This is a genomic window from Cupriavidus oxalaticus (assembly GCF_004768545.1).
In the GTDB taxonomy this organism is placed as follows: Bacteria; Pseudomonadota; Gammaproteobacteria; order Burkholderiales; family Burkholderiaceae; genus Cupriavidus; species Cupriavidus oxalaticus_A.
Window position 1 is genome coordinate 1,323,493 of the sequence record NZ_CP038635.1, and the last position, 14,362, is coordinate 1,337,854.

Annotated in this window: 11 protein-coding genes; 8 read left to right on the plus strand and 3 right to left on the minus strand. The window is 67.3% G+C overall.

Features of this window, described 5'->3' with window-relative positions; translation table 11 throughout:
- Nucleotides 1-9 precede the first annotated feature (9 nt).
- The 3 genes from boxB to E0W60_RS17005 form a co-directional block, all read right to left on the minus strand.
- Nucleotides 10-1,434 (minus strand): benzoyl-CoA 2,3-epoxidase subunit BoxB, encoded by a 1,425-nt coding sequence (boxB, locus tag E0W60_RS16995; RefSeq protein ID WP_135705013.1) that lies wholly within the window; start codon nucleotides 1,432-1,434, stop codon nucleotides 10-12.
- A gap of 42 nt (nucleotides 1,435-1,476) precedes the next feature.
- Nucleotides 1,477-3,156 carry a 2,3-epoxybenzoyl-CoA dihydrolase gene (gene boxC, locus E0W60_RS17000; protein ID WP_133096821.1) on the minus strand — a complete coding sequence of 560 codons (1,680 nt, stop codon included), beginning with the start codon at nucleotides 3,154-3,156 and terminating at the stop codon, nucleotides 1,477-1,479.
- Between the two features lie 128 nt (nucleotides 3,157-3,284).
- The gene (locus E0W60_RS17005) at nucleotides 3,285-4,247 is read right to left on the minus strand and encodes a helix-turn-helix transcriptional regulator (RefSeq protein WP_135706244.1); all 963 of its coding nucleotides are present in this window, start codon (nucleotides 4,245-4,247) and stop codon (nucleotides 3,285-3,287) included.
- Nucleotides 4,248-4,552: 305 nt separating this feature from the next.
- Here E0W60_RS17005 and E0W60_RS17010 point away from each other — a divergent pair, with 305 nt between their 5' ends.
- From E0W60_RS17010 to E0W60_RS17045, 8 genes are all read left to right on the plus strand, one after another.
- On the plus strand, nucleotides 4,553-6,190 hold the full coding sequence (locus tag E0W60_RS17010; RefSeq protein ID WP_135705014.1) for a benzoate-CoA ligase family protein: 1,638 nt from the start codon (nucleotides 4,553-4,555) through the stop codon (nucleotides 6,188-6,190).
- 25 nt (nucleotides 6,191-6,215) lie between these two features.
- Complete coding sequence (locus E0W60_RS17015; RefSeq protein ID WP_195429524.1) at nucleotides 6,216-7,031, plus strand: alpha/beta fold hydrolase; 816 nt, start codon at nucleotides 6,216-6,218, stop codon at nucleotides 7,029-7,031.
- A gap of 121 nt (nucleotides 7,032-7,152) precedes the next feature.
- Complete coding sequence (locus tag E0W60_RS17020) at nucleotides 7,153-8,355, plus strand: ABC transporter substrate-binding protein (protein WP_135705015.1); 1,203 nt, start codon at nucleotides 7,153-7,155, stop codon at nucleotides 8,353-8,355.
- Between the two features lie 256 nt (nucleotides 8,356-8,611).
- The gene (locus E0W60_RS17025; protein WP_063238635.1) at nucleotides 8,612-9,478 is read left to right on the plus strand and encodes a branched-chain amino acid ABC transporter permease; all 867 of its coding nucleotides are present in this window, start codon (nucleotides 8,612-8,614) and stop codon (nucleotides 9,476-9,478) included.
- A 1-nt stretch (nucleotide 9,479) separates the two neighbouring features.
- On the plus strand, nucleotides 9,480-10,568 hold the full coding sequence (locus tag E0W60_RS17030; RefSeq protein ID WP_133096825.1) for a branched-chain amino acid ABC transporter permease: 1,089 nt from the start codon (nucleotides 9,480-9,482) through the stop codon (nucleotides 10,566-10,568).
- Nucleotides 10,565-11,326, plus strand: a complete 762-nt coding sequence (locus E0W60_RS17035) for an ABC transporter ATP-binding protein (RefSeq protein ID WP_135705016.1) — start codon at nucleotides 10,565-10,567, stop codon at nucleotides 11,324-11,326. The genes E0W60_RS17030 and E0W60_RS17035 overlap by 4 nt, the downstream gene beginning before the upstream one ends.
- Nucleotides 11,323-12,060 (plus strand): ABC transporter ATP-binding protein, encoded by a 738-nt coding sequence (locus E0W60_RS17040; RefSeq protein ID WP_135705017.1) that lies wholly within the window; start codon nucleotides 11,323-11,325, stop codon nucleotides 12,058-12,060. Before E0W60_RS17035 ends, E0W60_RS17040 begins: the two co-directional genes overlap by 4 nt.
- 318 nt (nucleotides 12,061-12,378) lie before the next feature.
- Entirely contained in the window at nucleotides 12,379-14,280 is a 1,902-nt protein-coding gene (locus tag E0W60_RS17045; protein WP_135705018.1) for a potassium transporter Kup, read from the plus strand.
- The last annotated feature ends 82 nt before the right edge of the window (nucleotides 14,281-14,362 follow it).

A 14,362-nucleotide genomic window follows, 5' to 3' on the forward strand; every position in this document is an offset into this window, starting at 1 on the left:
TTGCCTGGTTCAGTTGAAACGCACGTACTCGAAATCCATCGGCTGGCGATTGATACCCACCGCCGGCGGCGCGATCCAGTTGGCGTACTTGCCGGGCTCGACCACGCGGCCCATCAGGCTGGCGACAAAGGCGCGGTCCTCGTCCGTGGCGAGCCACTTGCGTTCGTTGGCCTTCCACTCGGCCTCTGAGATCAGTTCTCCCTGCGGCGACACATGCACGTTGGCCAGCGTGCCGATCTTGCGGTTGAAGGCCTTGTGCGGCACGGTCAGGCGGAAGGAGATGCCGGCTTTCTCGATCACCTTGTTCCAGCGCGCCACGCCGCCCATGCTGTCCTTGATGTAGTCGTCGCGCAGCACTTCATTGAGAGCATTGAGCATCGGCACCTCGCGCTCGCCCAGGCGGCCGTCGCGCACTTCCAGCACACGGTAGACATCGCCCTTGAGTACATGGTCGTCGGCGCGCTTGCCTTCCTCGAAGCGGCCCTTCAGGCCGGCGCTGTAGAAGGTGGCAGCGTTAGACGACTGGTCCGCGCCAAACAGGTCGATGGTCACGCTGTAGTGGAAGTTCAGGTAGCGCTGGATCGTCTCCAGGTCGATCACGCCGGCGGCGCGCACCTGTTCCGGATCTTCGATGCCGCGCTCGCGCATGACCTCGCAGGTGCGCTGGATCACGCGCGATACGCCCGATTCGCCGACGAACATGTGGTGCGCTTCCTCGGTCAGCATGAAGCGCGTGGTGCGCGCGAGCGGATCGAAGCCCGACTCGGCCAGCGCACACAGCTGGAACTTGCCGTCGCGGTCGGTGAAGTAGGTGAACATGAAGAACGACAGCCAGTCCGGCGTGCGCTCGTTGAAGGCGCCGAGGATGCGCGGGTTGTCCTGGTCGCCGGAGCGGCGCTCCAGCAGCGCCTCGGCTTCCTCGCGGCCGTCGCGGCCGAAGTAGCGGTGCAGCAGGTAGACCATGGCCCACAGGTGGCGGCCTTCTTCCACGTTCACCTGGAACAGGTTGCGCAGGTCGTACAGGCTGGGCGCGGTCAGGCCCAGGTGCCGTTGCTGCTCGACCGATGCCGGCTCGGTGTCGCCCTGCGTGACGATGATGCGGCGCAGGTTGGCGCGGTGCTCGCCGGGCACATCGTGCCACGCGGCTTCGCCCTTGTGTTCGCCGAAATGGATCCTGCGCTCCGGGTCGGCCGGCTGCAGGAAGATGCCCCAGCGGTAGTCGGGCATCTTGACGTGCTCGAAATGCGCCCAGCCCGACGGGTCCACCGACACCGCGGTGCGCAGGTACACGTCGAAGTTGTGCGAGCCATCGGGCCCCATGTCGCGCCACCAGTCGAGGAAGGCGGGCTGCCAGTGCTCGAGCGCGCGTTGCAGCGCGCGGTCGTCTGACAGGTTGACGTTGTTGGGGATCTTCTGGCTGTAGTCGATGCTCACGGTGTCTCCTCGTTGTCCTTGCGCGGGGCAGGGGGCAGGGCGCTACACCCGGTCCCAGTCGAAGCGCGCCTTGTTGCCGGTGCCGAACACCTTCAGCGCGCCGTTCTCGCCGACGGCGTTGGGCCGCTGGAAGATCCAGTTCTGCCACGCGGTCAGCCGGCCGAAGATGCGCGTTGCCATGTTCTCGGCGCCGCCGAAGCGCAGGTTCGCTTCCATGCCGGTGAGTGCGTCCGGCGACAGGCTGGCGCGCTCTTCCAGCGCGATGCGGATTTCGTCTTCCCAGTCGATATCGTCCGGCGCGGCGGTGATCAGGCCGAGCGAGTCGGCGCTGAGCGCGTCGAGCGGGGCGCCGACGTGTTCGCGCACCGCGGCCAGCGCGGTCTCGTCGCCATAGAAGCGCGCGGCCAGCCGGTCTTGCCCGTTCGGCATCGGGTAGCGGCCGAAGTTGACTGGCGAAACAAAGATGCGCGGCGCGTCGTCGGGCGCGTCGGGCAGGTGCAGCATGTAGCTGCGGTCAGCCGCCAGCGCCAGTTCCAGCAGCGTGCCGGCGAAGCACGAATCCTGCTCGATCAGCGCGATCAGGCTGCGCGACGACACGTCCAGCCGCGCCAGCGTGCGGCGCAGCATGCCGATGGTCTCGCGCACGAACCAGTGGCCGGCATTGGCTTCCAGCAGCGCATCGGCGGCCAGCACCTGCGCCGGGTCGCCATCGGTTTTCAGCACCCAGATGCCGATGCCGAGGTGGTTGGTGCGCAGCGTCAGGATGGCATCGTCGAGCTCGCGCGCCATCTTCAGCGGCCACCATTGCGCGCCGGCGGCGACCACGCCGGCCAGATCGGCGGGCTGGTGCTTGTCGGGGCCGAATATGGTGAGCGTGGCCTTGCGTGCCGCGGGATCGATATGCACGCGCACGGTCTCGTAGCGGTAGCCGTCGGGCTCGACCGTGCGCGATAGCGGCGTCAGCGTGATGCCGTGGTGGCCCTGCGGGCGGTCGCTGGCGGCGGCCAGTGCCGCGGCGCGCTCGGCGACGTACTCGGCGAAGCGGGCCGGCTTGACCACTTCATCGACCAGCTTCCAGTCCTTTGCGCGCTGGCCGCGCACGCCCTCGGTGGTGGTGCAGAAGATGTCGGCATGGTCGCGCCGGACCTTGCGCTTGTCGGTCACCCGGGTCAGGCCCCCGGTGCCGGGCAGCACGCCCAGCAATGGCACTTCGGGCAGGCTGACCGCGGAAGAGCGGTCGTCGACCAGCACGATCTCGTCGCAGGCCAGCGCCAGCTCGTAGCCGCCGCCGGCGGTGGTGCCGTTGCAGGCGGCAATGAATTTCAGCCCGGAATGCTCGCTGGCATCCTCGATGGCGTTGCGGGTCTCGTTGGTGAACTTGCAGAAGTTGACCTTCCACGCGTGCGACGACTGGCCCAGCATGAAGATATTGGCGCCGGAGCAGAAGATGCGCTCGCGCGCGCTGGTCAGCACCACGGTGCGCACTTCGGGATGCTCGAAGCGGATGCGCTGCAGCGCGTCATGCAGTTCGATGTCGACGCCGAGGTCGTACGAATTCAGCTTAAGCGCGTAGCCGGGCCACAGGCCGGCTTCCTCGTCGACGTCCATCGCCAGCGTGGCGACTGGGCCGTTGAAGCTGAGCTTCCAGTGGCGGTACTGGTCGGGATGGCGCTCGAACGTGACGGGAACGGGGGCTTCGGGGGCGGGTGCCGGCGCGGACATGGCTGTCTCCTTGATGCACTATAGTGCCTTGCGGCTTTTGATGAAATATAGTGCAGAGGAGGGCGCGGCGCAATGCCTGATTGCCCCGCGCGCGCAACGCGTGCGGGGTGAGAGCGGGTAAAGCGAGGTCAGGCGCCCGCGGCCTGCAGTTGTGCGCGCAGCTGTTGCAGCGAGGTCGCGGCATCCAGGCCGCTGGTGTCGATCGAGATATCGGCGCGGGCGTACAGCGGCGTGCGCGCCTGCAGGATGCGGCGCAGGTCGGCCATGGCCTCGCGGTTGCCTTCCATCGGGCGCATGTCGCCCTGGGCCACCACGCGCGCCATGTGCTCTTCCGGCGAGGTGCGCACCCAGATGGTGTAGCAGTGCGCCAGCAGCAGGTTGAAGGTGCCCGGCTCCGACACCAGGCTGCCCGGCGTGGCCAGCACCATGCGCTCGTTCTCGCGCAGCGTGCGTTCCAGCGCACGCATCTCGTAGCGGCGGTAGGCGGCCTGGCCATACAGCGAATGGATTTCGGACAGGCTGGCGCCGGCTTCCTGCTCGATCACGGTGTTCAGTTCGACGAAGGGCACGTCGCGCGCGGCCGCCAGCGCGCGGCCCAGCGTGGACTTGCCGGCGCCGCGCAGGCCGATCAGCGCGATGCGGCGGTGGCGCGCGTCACCGGATTCTTCAGGCGCCAGCGCATGGCGGCAGGCTTCACGCACGCGCGCGAGGTCCGCGGCCGGCAGTTGCGCCAGCCATTGCACCATCTGCGCGAACTCCGTCGCCTGCTGGCCGTTCAAGCCGTTCGGGCCGTCCACCTCGGCCAGCACCACCGGCAGCGGCACGTCGAGCGCGCCGGCCACCTGGCGCAGCAGCAGCACCGAGGCATTGCCGGTGCCGGTTTCGAGGTTGGCGAGGTAGCGCTCGGACACGCCGGCGCCGCGCGCCAGGTCTTTGCGCGACATGCCGCGCGAGGCGCGCAGCGAGCGGATGCGGTCGCCCAGTTGGGTCAGGTAAGGGTCGCGCTCGGCATTGGCGGCCGGCGCGGACGCTTCGCGCGCGGGGCGGGCGTCGGGGTCGGTGGCAGGCAGCGGGGCTGGGTCGCGGCGCATGGTGTCGAAGGTCATGTTGGCCGGGCGGCGCCTGGGCCGCCTGGCAAAAAGCAAGGGCGCATTATACGAGCAGGGTTGCCGCGCCCTGTGGTGCTTCGGGCTCCCGCCCGGCGGCTCCCCGCAAGGCGCTGTCTTATAGTGCATCCCCTTGCTTGCATAATAGTTGATATGAAATAAAATGCATCGCAAAGCGGATGCCGGCACGCAAGTGATCCGGACATCGAGATAACAGCGACTGGCCTGGCGCCTGGCGCGTAGCTACCGGTCCAGGCAGCGCGCGGCATGCGACACCAAGGAGTGGAGACATGACGCCCCCGAATACCGCCGCCATTGCCCGCACTGCAGCGCCGGACGGCACCGTCGCGGTGCTGCCGACGCGCTACAACGCCGCCGAAGACCTGCTTTCGCGCAACCTCGAGGCAGGGCGGGGCGACAAGGTCGCCTATGTCGACGACGCCACTTCGCTGACCTACGCCGCGCTCGATGCCCGCGCCCGCCGCTTTGGCGGCGCGCTGCGCGATGCGGGATTCCGGCAGGAAGAGCGGCTGCTGCTGTGCGCGCTCGATACTGTCGACTTCCCCACGGTGTTTCTCGGCTGCCTGCTGGCCGGGGTGGTGCCGGTGGCGGTCAACACGCTGCTGACCGCGGACGACTATGCGTACATGCTCGCGCACAGCGGCGCCCGCGCAGTGGTGGTATCGACGCCGCTGTTGCCGGTGATGCAGGCAGCGATCGACAAGAGCGGCCTGTCGCCGATGGTGATCCAGGCCGCCCCGCATGGCGATGCGGCGCCGGCATGCAGCGTGGGCGCGATGCTGGCGCGCACCCGCTCGCCGGCGCCGGTCGCGCGCACCGGCCCCGATGACATGGCGTTCTGGCTCTATTCGTCGGGCTCGACCGGCCGCCCCAAGGGCACGGTGCATACCCACGGCAACCTGTTCTACACCGCCGATCTCTATGCCCGCCAGGTGCTCGGCATTCGCGAGGACGACGTCGTGTTCTCGGCCGCCAAGCTGTTCTTCGCCTACGGGCTGGGCAATGCGCTGACCTTCCCGATGTCGGTTGGCGCGACCACCGTGCTGATGGCCGAACGGCCCACGCCGACGGCGGTGTCCCGGCGACTGCGGGAGCAGCGGCCAACAGTGTTTTTCGGCGTGCCGACATTGTTCGCCGGCATGCTCGCCGCGTCCGACCTGCCCGTGCGCAGCGACGTGGCCCTGCGCGTGTGCACCTCCGCCGGCGAGGCATTGCCGCGCGATATCGGCGAGCGTTTCCTGGCGCATTTCGGCTGCGACATCCTGGATGGCATCGGCTCCACGGAGATGCTGCATATCTTCCTGTCGAACCGGCCCGGCGAGGTGCGCTACGGCACCACGGGCATGGCCGTCCCGGGCTACGAACTGAAGCTGCTGGACGAGCGCGGCGAACCGTGCGCGCCTGGCGAGATCGGCGACCTCTACATCAAGGGACCGAGCGCGGCGCTGATGTACTGGTGCAATCGCGACAAGACCCGCGACACCTTTGTCGGCGAATGGACGCGCAGCGGCGACAAGTACCTGCGCGATGCCGACGGCTACTACACCTATGCAGGGCGCAGCGACGACATGCTCAAGGTCGGCGGCATCTACGTCTCGCCGTTCGAGGTCGAAGCCGCGCTGGCGCTGCACCCGGCCGTGCTCGAAGCCGCGGTGATCGGCGTGGCCGATGCCGACGAGCTGGTCAAGCCCAAGGCCTTCGTCGTGCTGCGGCCGGGCCAGCAATGGCAGGACGGCATGGCCGCGGAGCTGCAGGCGTTCATCAAGGCGCGCCTCGCGCCGTACAAGTACCCGCGCCAGATCGAATGCGTGCCGGAACTGCCCAAGACCGCCACCGGCAAGATCCAGCGTTTCCGGCTGCGCCAGCGCGAGGAAGCCGCGCGCCAGTCCCAGACAACTCCTTCCTGAAGCGATGCCAGACGACAAGATGCCGATGCCCACCAGCCTGGTGGAAATCCCCTTCGACGAACGCCGTATCCAGATCGAATACCAGTGGCTGCGCCCCGAGCGCACGCAGCGTCCGCTGGTGGTCTTCCTGCACGAAGGCCTGGGCTCGGTCAGCATGTGGCGCGATTTCCCGCGCGATTTCTGCGAGGCCGGCGACTATCGCGGGCTGGTGTTCTCACGCTACGGCTACGGCCGTTCCACGCCGCGCCCGCATGCCGAGAAATGGCGCCCCGATTTCATGCACCGCCAGGCGCGCGAGGCGTTGCCGGCATTGTTCGACGCGCTCGATATCGGGCCCGGCCGCAAGCATGGCGTGCCCTGGCTGATGGGGCACAGCGATGGCGCTTCCATCGCGCTGATCTATGCCGCCAGCTTCCCGCAGGCGCTGGACGGCATCACCGTGCTCGCGCCGCATATCGTGGTGGAAGACCTGTCAGTAAGCAGCATCGCCGCCACGCGCCAGGTCTATCTCGACACCGACCTGCGCCAGCGGCTGGGGCGCCATCATGACGACGTCGAATCCGCCTTCTGGGGCTGGAACGATATCTGGCTCGACCCGGATTTCCGCCAGTGGGACCTGCGTCCGCTGCTGTCGGGGCTGACGGGCCCGGTGCTGGCGGTGCAGGGCGAAGACGACGAGTACGGCACCATGGCGCAGATCGAGGGTATCCATCGATATGCCCCACAAACCACGTTGCTTAAACTCGCGCGATGCGGGCATTCGCCACACCGCGACCAGCCTGAGGCGTTGACGCAGGCCGCGGTTCGGCATATAAACACACATACTTCATACCTAAAATAATTGGGCTTCCCGCCCGCTCCGCAGGGTCCGCGGCGCAGCATGCGCCGTCGCAGGCCACGGCAGCGGCAGGGGGACCGGCAACGGTCCGGTAAGCCGCCGGCTTGACCACCAGGAGACATTGATGCGTCGCTTCACACCGCGCGGGCTCGCGCCTGCCTGCCTTGCCGCCGCCACCGTGTTTGCCATGGCCGGCGCCTCGGCCCAGCCCGCCCCGCCAGCCCAGCCCGCGCCGGGCGGCAAGATCAGGGTCGGCTTCATGCTGCCGTACACCGGCACGTACGCGGCGCTCGGCACCGCCATCGAGAACGGCTTCCGCATGTATGTGCAGCAGCAGGGCGGCAAGCTCGGCGGCCGCGAGATCGAATACTTCAAGGTCGACGATGAATCCGACCCCGCCAAGGCCCCGGAAAACGCCACCAAGCTGGTCAAGCGCGACCAGGTCGACGTGGTGGTCGGCACGGTGCATTCGGGCGTGCAGATGGGCATCGTCAAGGTCGCCAAGGAAAACAACACGCTGCTGATCATCCCCAACGCCGGCGTCGATGAAGCCACCGGTCCGCTGTGCGGCCCGAACATCTTCCGCACTTCATTCTCGAACTGGCAGCCGGGCTATGCGATGGGCCAGGTGCTGGCCGAGCGCGGGCTCAAGAAGGTGGTGACGCTGACGTGGAAATACGCCGCCGGCGAGCAGTCGGTCAAGGGCTTCAAGGAGGCCTTCGAGGCCAAGGGCGGCAAGGTGGTGAAGGAGCTGAGCCTGCCCTTCCCCAACGTCGAATTCCAGGCGCTGATCACCGAGGTGGCTTCGCTCAAGCCGGATGCCGTGTTCGTGTTCTTTGCCGGCGGCGGCGCGGTCAAGTTCGTCAAGGACTGGGCCGCGGCGGGGCTGAAGGACAAGATCGCGCTGTACGGCTCGGGCTTCCTGACCGACGGCACGCTGGAAGCGCAGGGCAACGCCGCGCAGGGGCTGGAAACGACGCTGCACTACGCGGACGGCCTGAGCAATGCGCGCGACAAGAACTTCCGGCTGGACTACGCCAAGACCTTCAAGCTGCAGCCCGACGTCTACGCGGTGCAGGGGTATGACGCGGCACAGCTGCTCGCGGCCGGTGCCAGTGCGGTCAAGGGCGACATGACGCGCAAGGCGGACCTGTACAAGGCCATGGGCTCGGCCAAGATCGACAGCCCGCGCGGTGCCTTTACGCTGTCGAAGGCGCACAACCCGGTGCAGGATTTCTACCTGCGCAAGGTGGACGGGCGCGAGAACAAGGTCAGCTCGGTGGCGGTGAAGGCGCTGGCGGATCCGGCGCGTGGGTGCAGGCTGTAAGCGCTTCAATACCCGCGTGTTTGCTCCCCTCTCCCGCCTGCGGGAGAGGGGCAGGGGGTGAGGGCATGCGGGTCAAAGGCTGACGCCCATCGATTCAAGACCGAAGGCTCCGCTTGATCTGGTACCTGGCTAAACCACCCTTCACCCCACCCCTCTCCCCATGCGGGGAGAGGGAGAACACCTTGCTCAGGCAAGTTCGGGCGGCTTTGGCGCACCCAAAACCGTCTTCCCTGTCGTAGTCTGCAGAAGTGCCCGCATGGACATCGTCTCCTTCCTCATCCAGTGCCTGAACAGCGTGCAGTACGGCCTGCTGCTGTTCCTGGTCGCCAGCGGCCTGACGCTCATCTTCGGCATCATGGGCGTGATCAACCTGGCGCACGGCAGCTTCTATATGCTGGGCGCATACCTTGCCTTCACGCTCGCCGGGCTGACCGGCAACCTGTTTATCGCGATCCCGCTCGGCATCGTGCTGGCGGTGGTGTTCGGCTACGTGCTGGAGTGGGCCTTCTTCAGCTACCTGTACGAGCGCGACCACCTGCAGCAGGTGCTGATGACCTACGGCCTGATCCTGGTGTTCGAAGAGCTGCGCAGCATCCTGGTCGGCGACGATGTGCACGGCGTGCAGGTGCCGGCGCTGCTCGACGGCGCGCTGCCGATCGGCAACGACATGACGTACCCGGTGTACCGGCTCTTTATCTCCGCGGTGTGCCTGGCGGTGGCCGCGGCCATGTACTACGTGATCCGGCGCACGCGGCTGGGCATGATGATCCGCGCGGGCGCGACCAACCGCGAGATGGTGCAGTCGCTCGGCATCAACATCACCGTGCTGTACCGCTTCGTGTTCGCGCTGGGCGTGGCGCTGGCGGTGCTGGCGGGGATGATCTCGGCGCCGGTGTCGTCGGTGTATCCGGGCATGGGCGGGCAGGTGCTGATCGTGTGCTTCGTGGTGGTGGTGATCGGCGGTATCGGCTCGGTCAAGGGCGCGCTGGTGGCCTCGCTGCTGCTGGGCTTCGTCGATACCTTTGGCAAGGTGTTCTGGCAGGAGGCGGCCGGCGTGCTGATCTACCTGCTGATGGCGGTGATCCTGCTGTGGAAGCCGCAGGGGCTGTTCAAGGCGGGCTGACATGAATCCGACGACATTGCCGGCGCGCCGGCATTCCCGCGGCAATGCCGCGCTGCTTGCCGCGCTGGGCTGGCTGGTGGCCTTCTCCGTGCTGGCGGTGCTGCCGCTGCTGCTGACCGCGGACAGCCACAAGTTCTATATCGAGCTGCTCAGCAAGGTGATGATCATGGCGATCTTCGCGCTGTCGCTGCAGCTGCTGATCGGCTATACCGGGCTGGTGAGCCTGGGGCATGCCGCGTACTTCGCCATGGCGGCCTACGCCACCGCGATGCTCGCGCCGCAATCCGGGCCGGGCAACGGCTGGCTGCTGCTGGCCGGCGCGCTGGCCGCCTCGGCCGGGCTGGCGCTGGTGGTGGGCGCGCTGGTGCTGCGCACGCGCGGCGTGTATTTCATCATGGTGACGCTGGCCTTCGCGCAGATGGTCTACTTCGTCTTCCATGACACCAAGCTCGCGGGCGGCAGCGACGGCACCTATATCTATTTCCGCCCGGAATTCCCGGTGCCGGGCGAGCAGTTGCTGACCGTCACCGACCCCACGCACTTCTACTGGCTGGTGTGGGCGGGCCTGGTGGCCACGGTCGCGCTGCTGGCGCTGGTGCTGCGTTCGCGCTTCGGCCATGCGCTGGTGGGCATCCGCCATAACGAGCAGCGCATGCGCGCCGCCGGCTATGCCACCTATCGGTACCAGCTAGGCGCCTTTGTCGCCGGCGGGGTGCTGGCGGGGCTGGCCGGCTTCCTCTATGCGATCCAGTTCGGCTTCGTCAACCCGGAGATCGCGTCGTGGCACCAGTCGGGCAACGCCATGCTGATGGTGATCCTGGGCGGTGTCGGCAGCCTTGCCGGGGCGGTGCTGGGGGCGTTTTCGTTCGTGCTGCTGGCCGAATGGTTCAGCACGCTGACCAAGCACTGGCAGCTCGTGATGGGCGGCTTCATCATCGTTGCCGTCGCGCTGCTGCCGCGGGGGCTGGTGAGCCTGCCCGCGGTGCTGCGGCACGGGCGCCGCGGCAAGACCGGGAGGCACAATGGCGGGCAGGGGAGCGAAGCCAGCGAGACCAATGATGGCAACGCGCGAAATACGGAGGCCGCATGAACACCCCGGTATTGCAGGCGCAGCAGCTCACGCGCCGCTTTGGCGGCCTTACTGCCGTGGCCGGCGTCGACCTGTCGCTGGCGCTGCATGAGATCCATGCCGTGATCGGCACCAATGGCGCGGGCAAGTCCACGCTGATCAACATGCTGTCGTGCGAGCTGCCGCCCACGTCAGGGCGCCTGTTTCTGAAGGGCGAGGAGGTCACCGGCTGGTCGCAGCCGCGGCTGGCACGGCACGGCGTGGGGCGCAGCTACCAGCGCAACAACATCTTCCTGCCGCTGACCGTGCGCGAGAACTGCCGGCTGGCCGCGCAGTCGCGCGCGCAGCGGGCCTGGCGCCTGTGGGAAAGCGCGCAGGGCTGCCGCACCAGCGCCACGCTGGCCGACGAGGCGATGGAGCGCGCCGGCCTGGCGCCGCTGGCGGACCGGCGCGCCAGCGACCTGGCGCATGGCCAGAAGCGCCAGCTCGAGGTGGCGATGTGCCTGGCTACGCAGCCGGTTGCGCTGCTGCTCGACGAGCCGCTCGCCGGCATGGGCGCCGAGGAATCGACGCGCATGCTCGGGCTGCTGCGCGGCCTGCGCGAGGGCCATGCCATCCTGCTGGTCGAACACGACATGGACGCGGTGTTCTCGGTTGCCGACCGTATCACCGTGATGGTCAACGGCGCGGTGATCGCCACCGGCACGCCCGAGGCGATCCGGTCCAACCGCGAAGTCCAGCTTGCCTACCTGGGCGAAGAAGAAAACGAGGCCGCATGAGTACGCCTACTAGCACACTCACCAGCACACCGATGATCGAAGCCACCGGCATCAACGCCTGGTACGGCTCCAGCCATGTGCTGCGCGGCATCGATTTCACCGTGGGCGTGGGCGAGACCGTGGGCCTGCTGGGGCGCAACGGCATGGGCAAGAGCACGCTGTTGCGCACGCTGCTGGGCCACGTGCGCCAGCGCCAGGGGCAGATCCGCGTGGCCGGCCGCGACATGTCGCGGGCGCAGCCTTACGAGGTGGCGCGCCTCGGCGTCGCCTACGTGCCGGAAGGGCGGGGCATTTTCCCCAGCCTGTCGGTGCGTGAAAACCTGCTGATGGCCGCCCGCAAGGGCAGCAATGGCCGCAACGACTGGGACGAGGCGCGTGTGCTCGACCTGTTCCCGCGCCTGAAGGAGCGCCTCTCGCATGGCGGCCAGCAACTGTCCGGCGGCGAGCAGCAGATGCTGTCGATCGGCCGCGCGCTGATGACCAATCCCGACTGCCTGGTGCTGGACGAAGCCACCGAAGGGCTGGCCCCGCGCATCGTGCGCGAGATCTGGGAAGTCATCGCCACGGTGCGCGCCACCGGGATCGCTTCGGTGGTGGTAGACCGCAACTTCCGCTCGGTGCTGGCGCACGCCGACCGCGCCGTGGTGCTGGAAAAAGGCCGGGTGGTACTGGCTGGCCCGGCGGCCGACCTGGCCGGCAAGCCGGAAGCGCTGGATCGTTACCTCGGCGTATAGGCCCCTCCTGGGTGCCGCCTGAGGCACAAATGTTGTTGTGCCACAACGGCCCTTGCGGGCGCAAGGACACGCTTTATTGCTTACCCGGGCCTTGACCACCGGCCACTTCCCTCCCATGCTTGCTCGGTCACGAAAACGGCATCCGGATCACCGGAGTGGTCGTTCGCGGGCAGTTCATCTAGAATTGCGCGGGTTTGTGCAATGCAATAGAACGCAAAAAGCGCCGGAAAACGGTCGCAGCAGTCGGCACCCCGCGCCGGGTGGCGGCTGCCAGAGCCAACAAAACTGCCGGCAAGCCGGCCGGGCAGACCCAATCTCATGACTACCCAGTCCACAACCAGCCATTATTTCGTCGAGAGTCCCAGTACACGCGCCCTGGTGCTCGGCGCGGTCGGCGTCGTCTTCGGCGACATCGGCACCAGCCCGCTGTACGCGCTCAAGGAGTGCTTCAGCAAGGAACATGGCATCGCCTTCAGCCCCGACGCCGTGCTGGGAGTCATCTCGATGCTGTTCTGGGCCATGATCATCGTGGTCTCGATCAAGTACGTGGTGTTCGTGATGCGCGCCGACAACGACGGCGAGGGCGGGGTGCTGGCGCTGATGGCGCTGGTGCTGCGTACCGTGGCGCCGCGCTCGGGCAAGGCAAAGATCCTGATGATGCTCGGCATCTTCGGCGCCTGCATGTTCTATGGCGATGCGGTCATCACGCCGGCGATCTCGGTGCTGTCGGCGGTGGAAGGGCTGGAGATCGCGGCGCCGCAGCTGTCGCAATTCGTGATACCGATCACTCTGGCCATCCTGGCCGGGCTGTTCCTGATCCAGCGGCATGGCACCCACGCGGTGGGCAAGCTGTTCGGTCCGATCATGACGGCCTGGTTCGTGACGCTGGGTGCGCTGGGCGTGTTCAACCTGGTCCAGGCGCCGGAAATCCTCAAGGCGGTCAATCCGCTGTACGGCATCACCTTCCTGGTCGAGCATGCGCTGCAGGCCTTTATCGTGCTGGGCTCGGTGTTCCTGGTGCTGACCGGGGCCGAGGCGCTGTACGTCGACATGGGCCATTTCGGCGCGCGGCCGATCCGCCTCGGCTGGTTCATCCTGGTGATGCCGTGCCTGATGCTGAACTACTTCGGCCAGGGCGCGATGCTGCTGCAAAACCCCGCCGGCGCCGAGAACCCGTTCTACCTGATGGTGCCGGAGCCGCTGCTGATCCCGATGGTGCTGCTGGCCACCTGCGCGACGGTGATCGCCTCGCAGGCGGTCATCTCCGGCGCCTTCTCGCTGACCAGCCAGGCGATCCAGCTGGGCTTTGTGCCGCGCATGCGCGTGCGCTACACCTCGGCCGCGGAGATCGGCCAGATCTACCTGCCGGTGGTCAACTGGCTGCTGCTGGTGCTGGTGATCGGCGTGGTGATCTCGTTCAAGAAGTCCGAGAACCTGGCGGCGGCCTACGGCATCGCCGTGACCACGACCATGGTCATCACCAGCATCCTGGCGGCGGTGTGCATGCGCAATGTGTGGAAGTGGAACACGGCGCTGGTGGTACTGGTCGGCGCGGGCTTCCTGCTGGTCGACCTGTCGTTCTTTGCCGCCAACCTGCTCAAGGTCGCCGAAGGCGGCTGGTTCCCGCTGCTGCTGGGCAGCATGGCCTTCTTCATGCTGATGACCTGGTACAGCGGCCGCAAGCTGCTGCGCGCGCGCAGCCTGGAAGACGGCATCCCGCTGGAGCCGTTCATCGCCGGCCTGCTGGCGCACCCGCCGCACCGCGTCGAGGGCACCGCGGTGTTCCTGACCGGCAACACCGAGTCGGTGCCGGTGTCGCTGCTGCACAACCTCAAGCATAACCGCGTGCTGCACGAGCGCGTGGTGTTCCTGCACTTCATCACGCGCGACGTGCCGTATGTCGACGACGATCATCGCCTGAGCTGCAAGGACCTGGGCGGCGGCGTCTTTATCCTGAAGTCGGAATACGGCTTCAAGGAAACGCCGGACGTGCAGAAGGTGCTGGACCTGGCCGACCGCAAGCTCGGCATGCATTTCGAGCTGATGGAAACCTCGTTCTTCATCGCGCGCGAATCGGTGATTCCGTCCAAGCTGCCGGGCATGCCGATGTGGCGCGAAAGCTTGTTCGCCTGGATGCATCAGAACGGCGCCAAGCCGTCAGATTTCTTCCAGATCCCGGCCAACCGGGTGGTGGAGCTGGGTACCAAGGTCGAGATCTGAAGCGGGCGGGCCTGGTGCCCGCCGCTGCAAGCCCCGGGACGGCGCCGCAAGGCGTGTCCCGGGGCTTTTTTGTCTGACGCGG

Coding starts and splice junctions, on each gene's coding strand:
- E0W60_RS17040 (WP_135705017.1), top strand. CDS start 11,323: ATGAGTACGCCTACTAGCACACTCACCAGCACACCGATGATCGAAGCC.
- E0W60_RS17020 (WP_135705015.1), top strand. CDS start 7,153: ATGCGTCGCTTCACACCGCGCGGGCTCGCGCCTGCCTGCCTTGCCGCC.
- E0W60_RS17045 (WP_135705018.1), top strand. CDS start 12,379: ATGACTACCCAGTCCACAACCAGCCATTATTTCGTCGAGAGTCCCAGT.
- E0W60_RS17010 (WP_135705014.1), top strand. CDS start 4,553: ATGACGCCCCCGAATACCGCCGCCATTGCCCGCACTGCAGCGCCGGAC.
- E0W60_RS17015 (WP_195429524.1), top strand. CDS start 6,216: ATGCCCACCAGCCTGGTGGAAATCCCCTTCGACGAACGCCGTATCCAG.
- E0W60_RS17005 (WP_135706244.1), bottom strand. CDS start 4,247: ATGCGCCGCGACCCAGCCCCGCTGCCTGCCACCGACCCCGACGCCCGC.
- E0W60_RS17035 (WP_135705016.1), top strand. CDS start 10,565: ATGAACACCCCGGTATTGCAGGCGCAGCAGCTCACGCGCCGCTTTGGC.
- E0W60_RS17030 (WP_133096825.1), top strand. CDS start 9,480: ATGAATCCGACGACATTGCCGGCGCGCCGGCATTCCCGCGGCAATGCC.
- boxC (WP_133096821.1), bottom strand. CDS start 3,156: ATGTCCGCGCCGGCACCCGCCCCCGAAGCCCCCGTTCCCGTCACGTTC.
- E0W60_RS17025 (WP_063238635.1), top strand. CDS start 8,612: ATGGACATCGTCTCCTTCCTCATCCAGTGCCTGAACAGCGTGCAGTAC.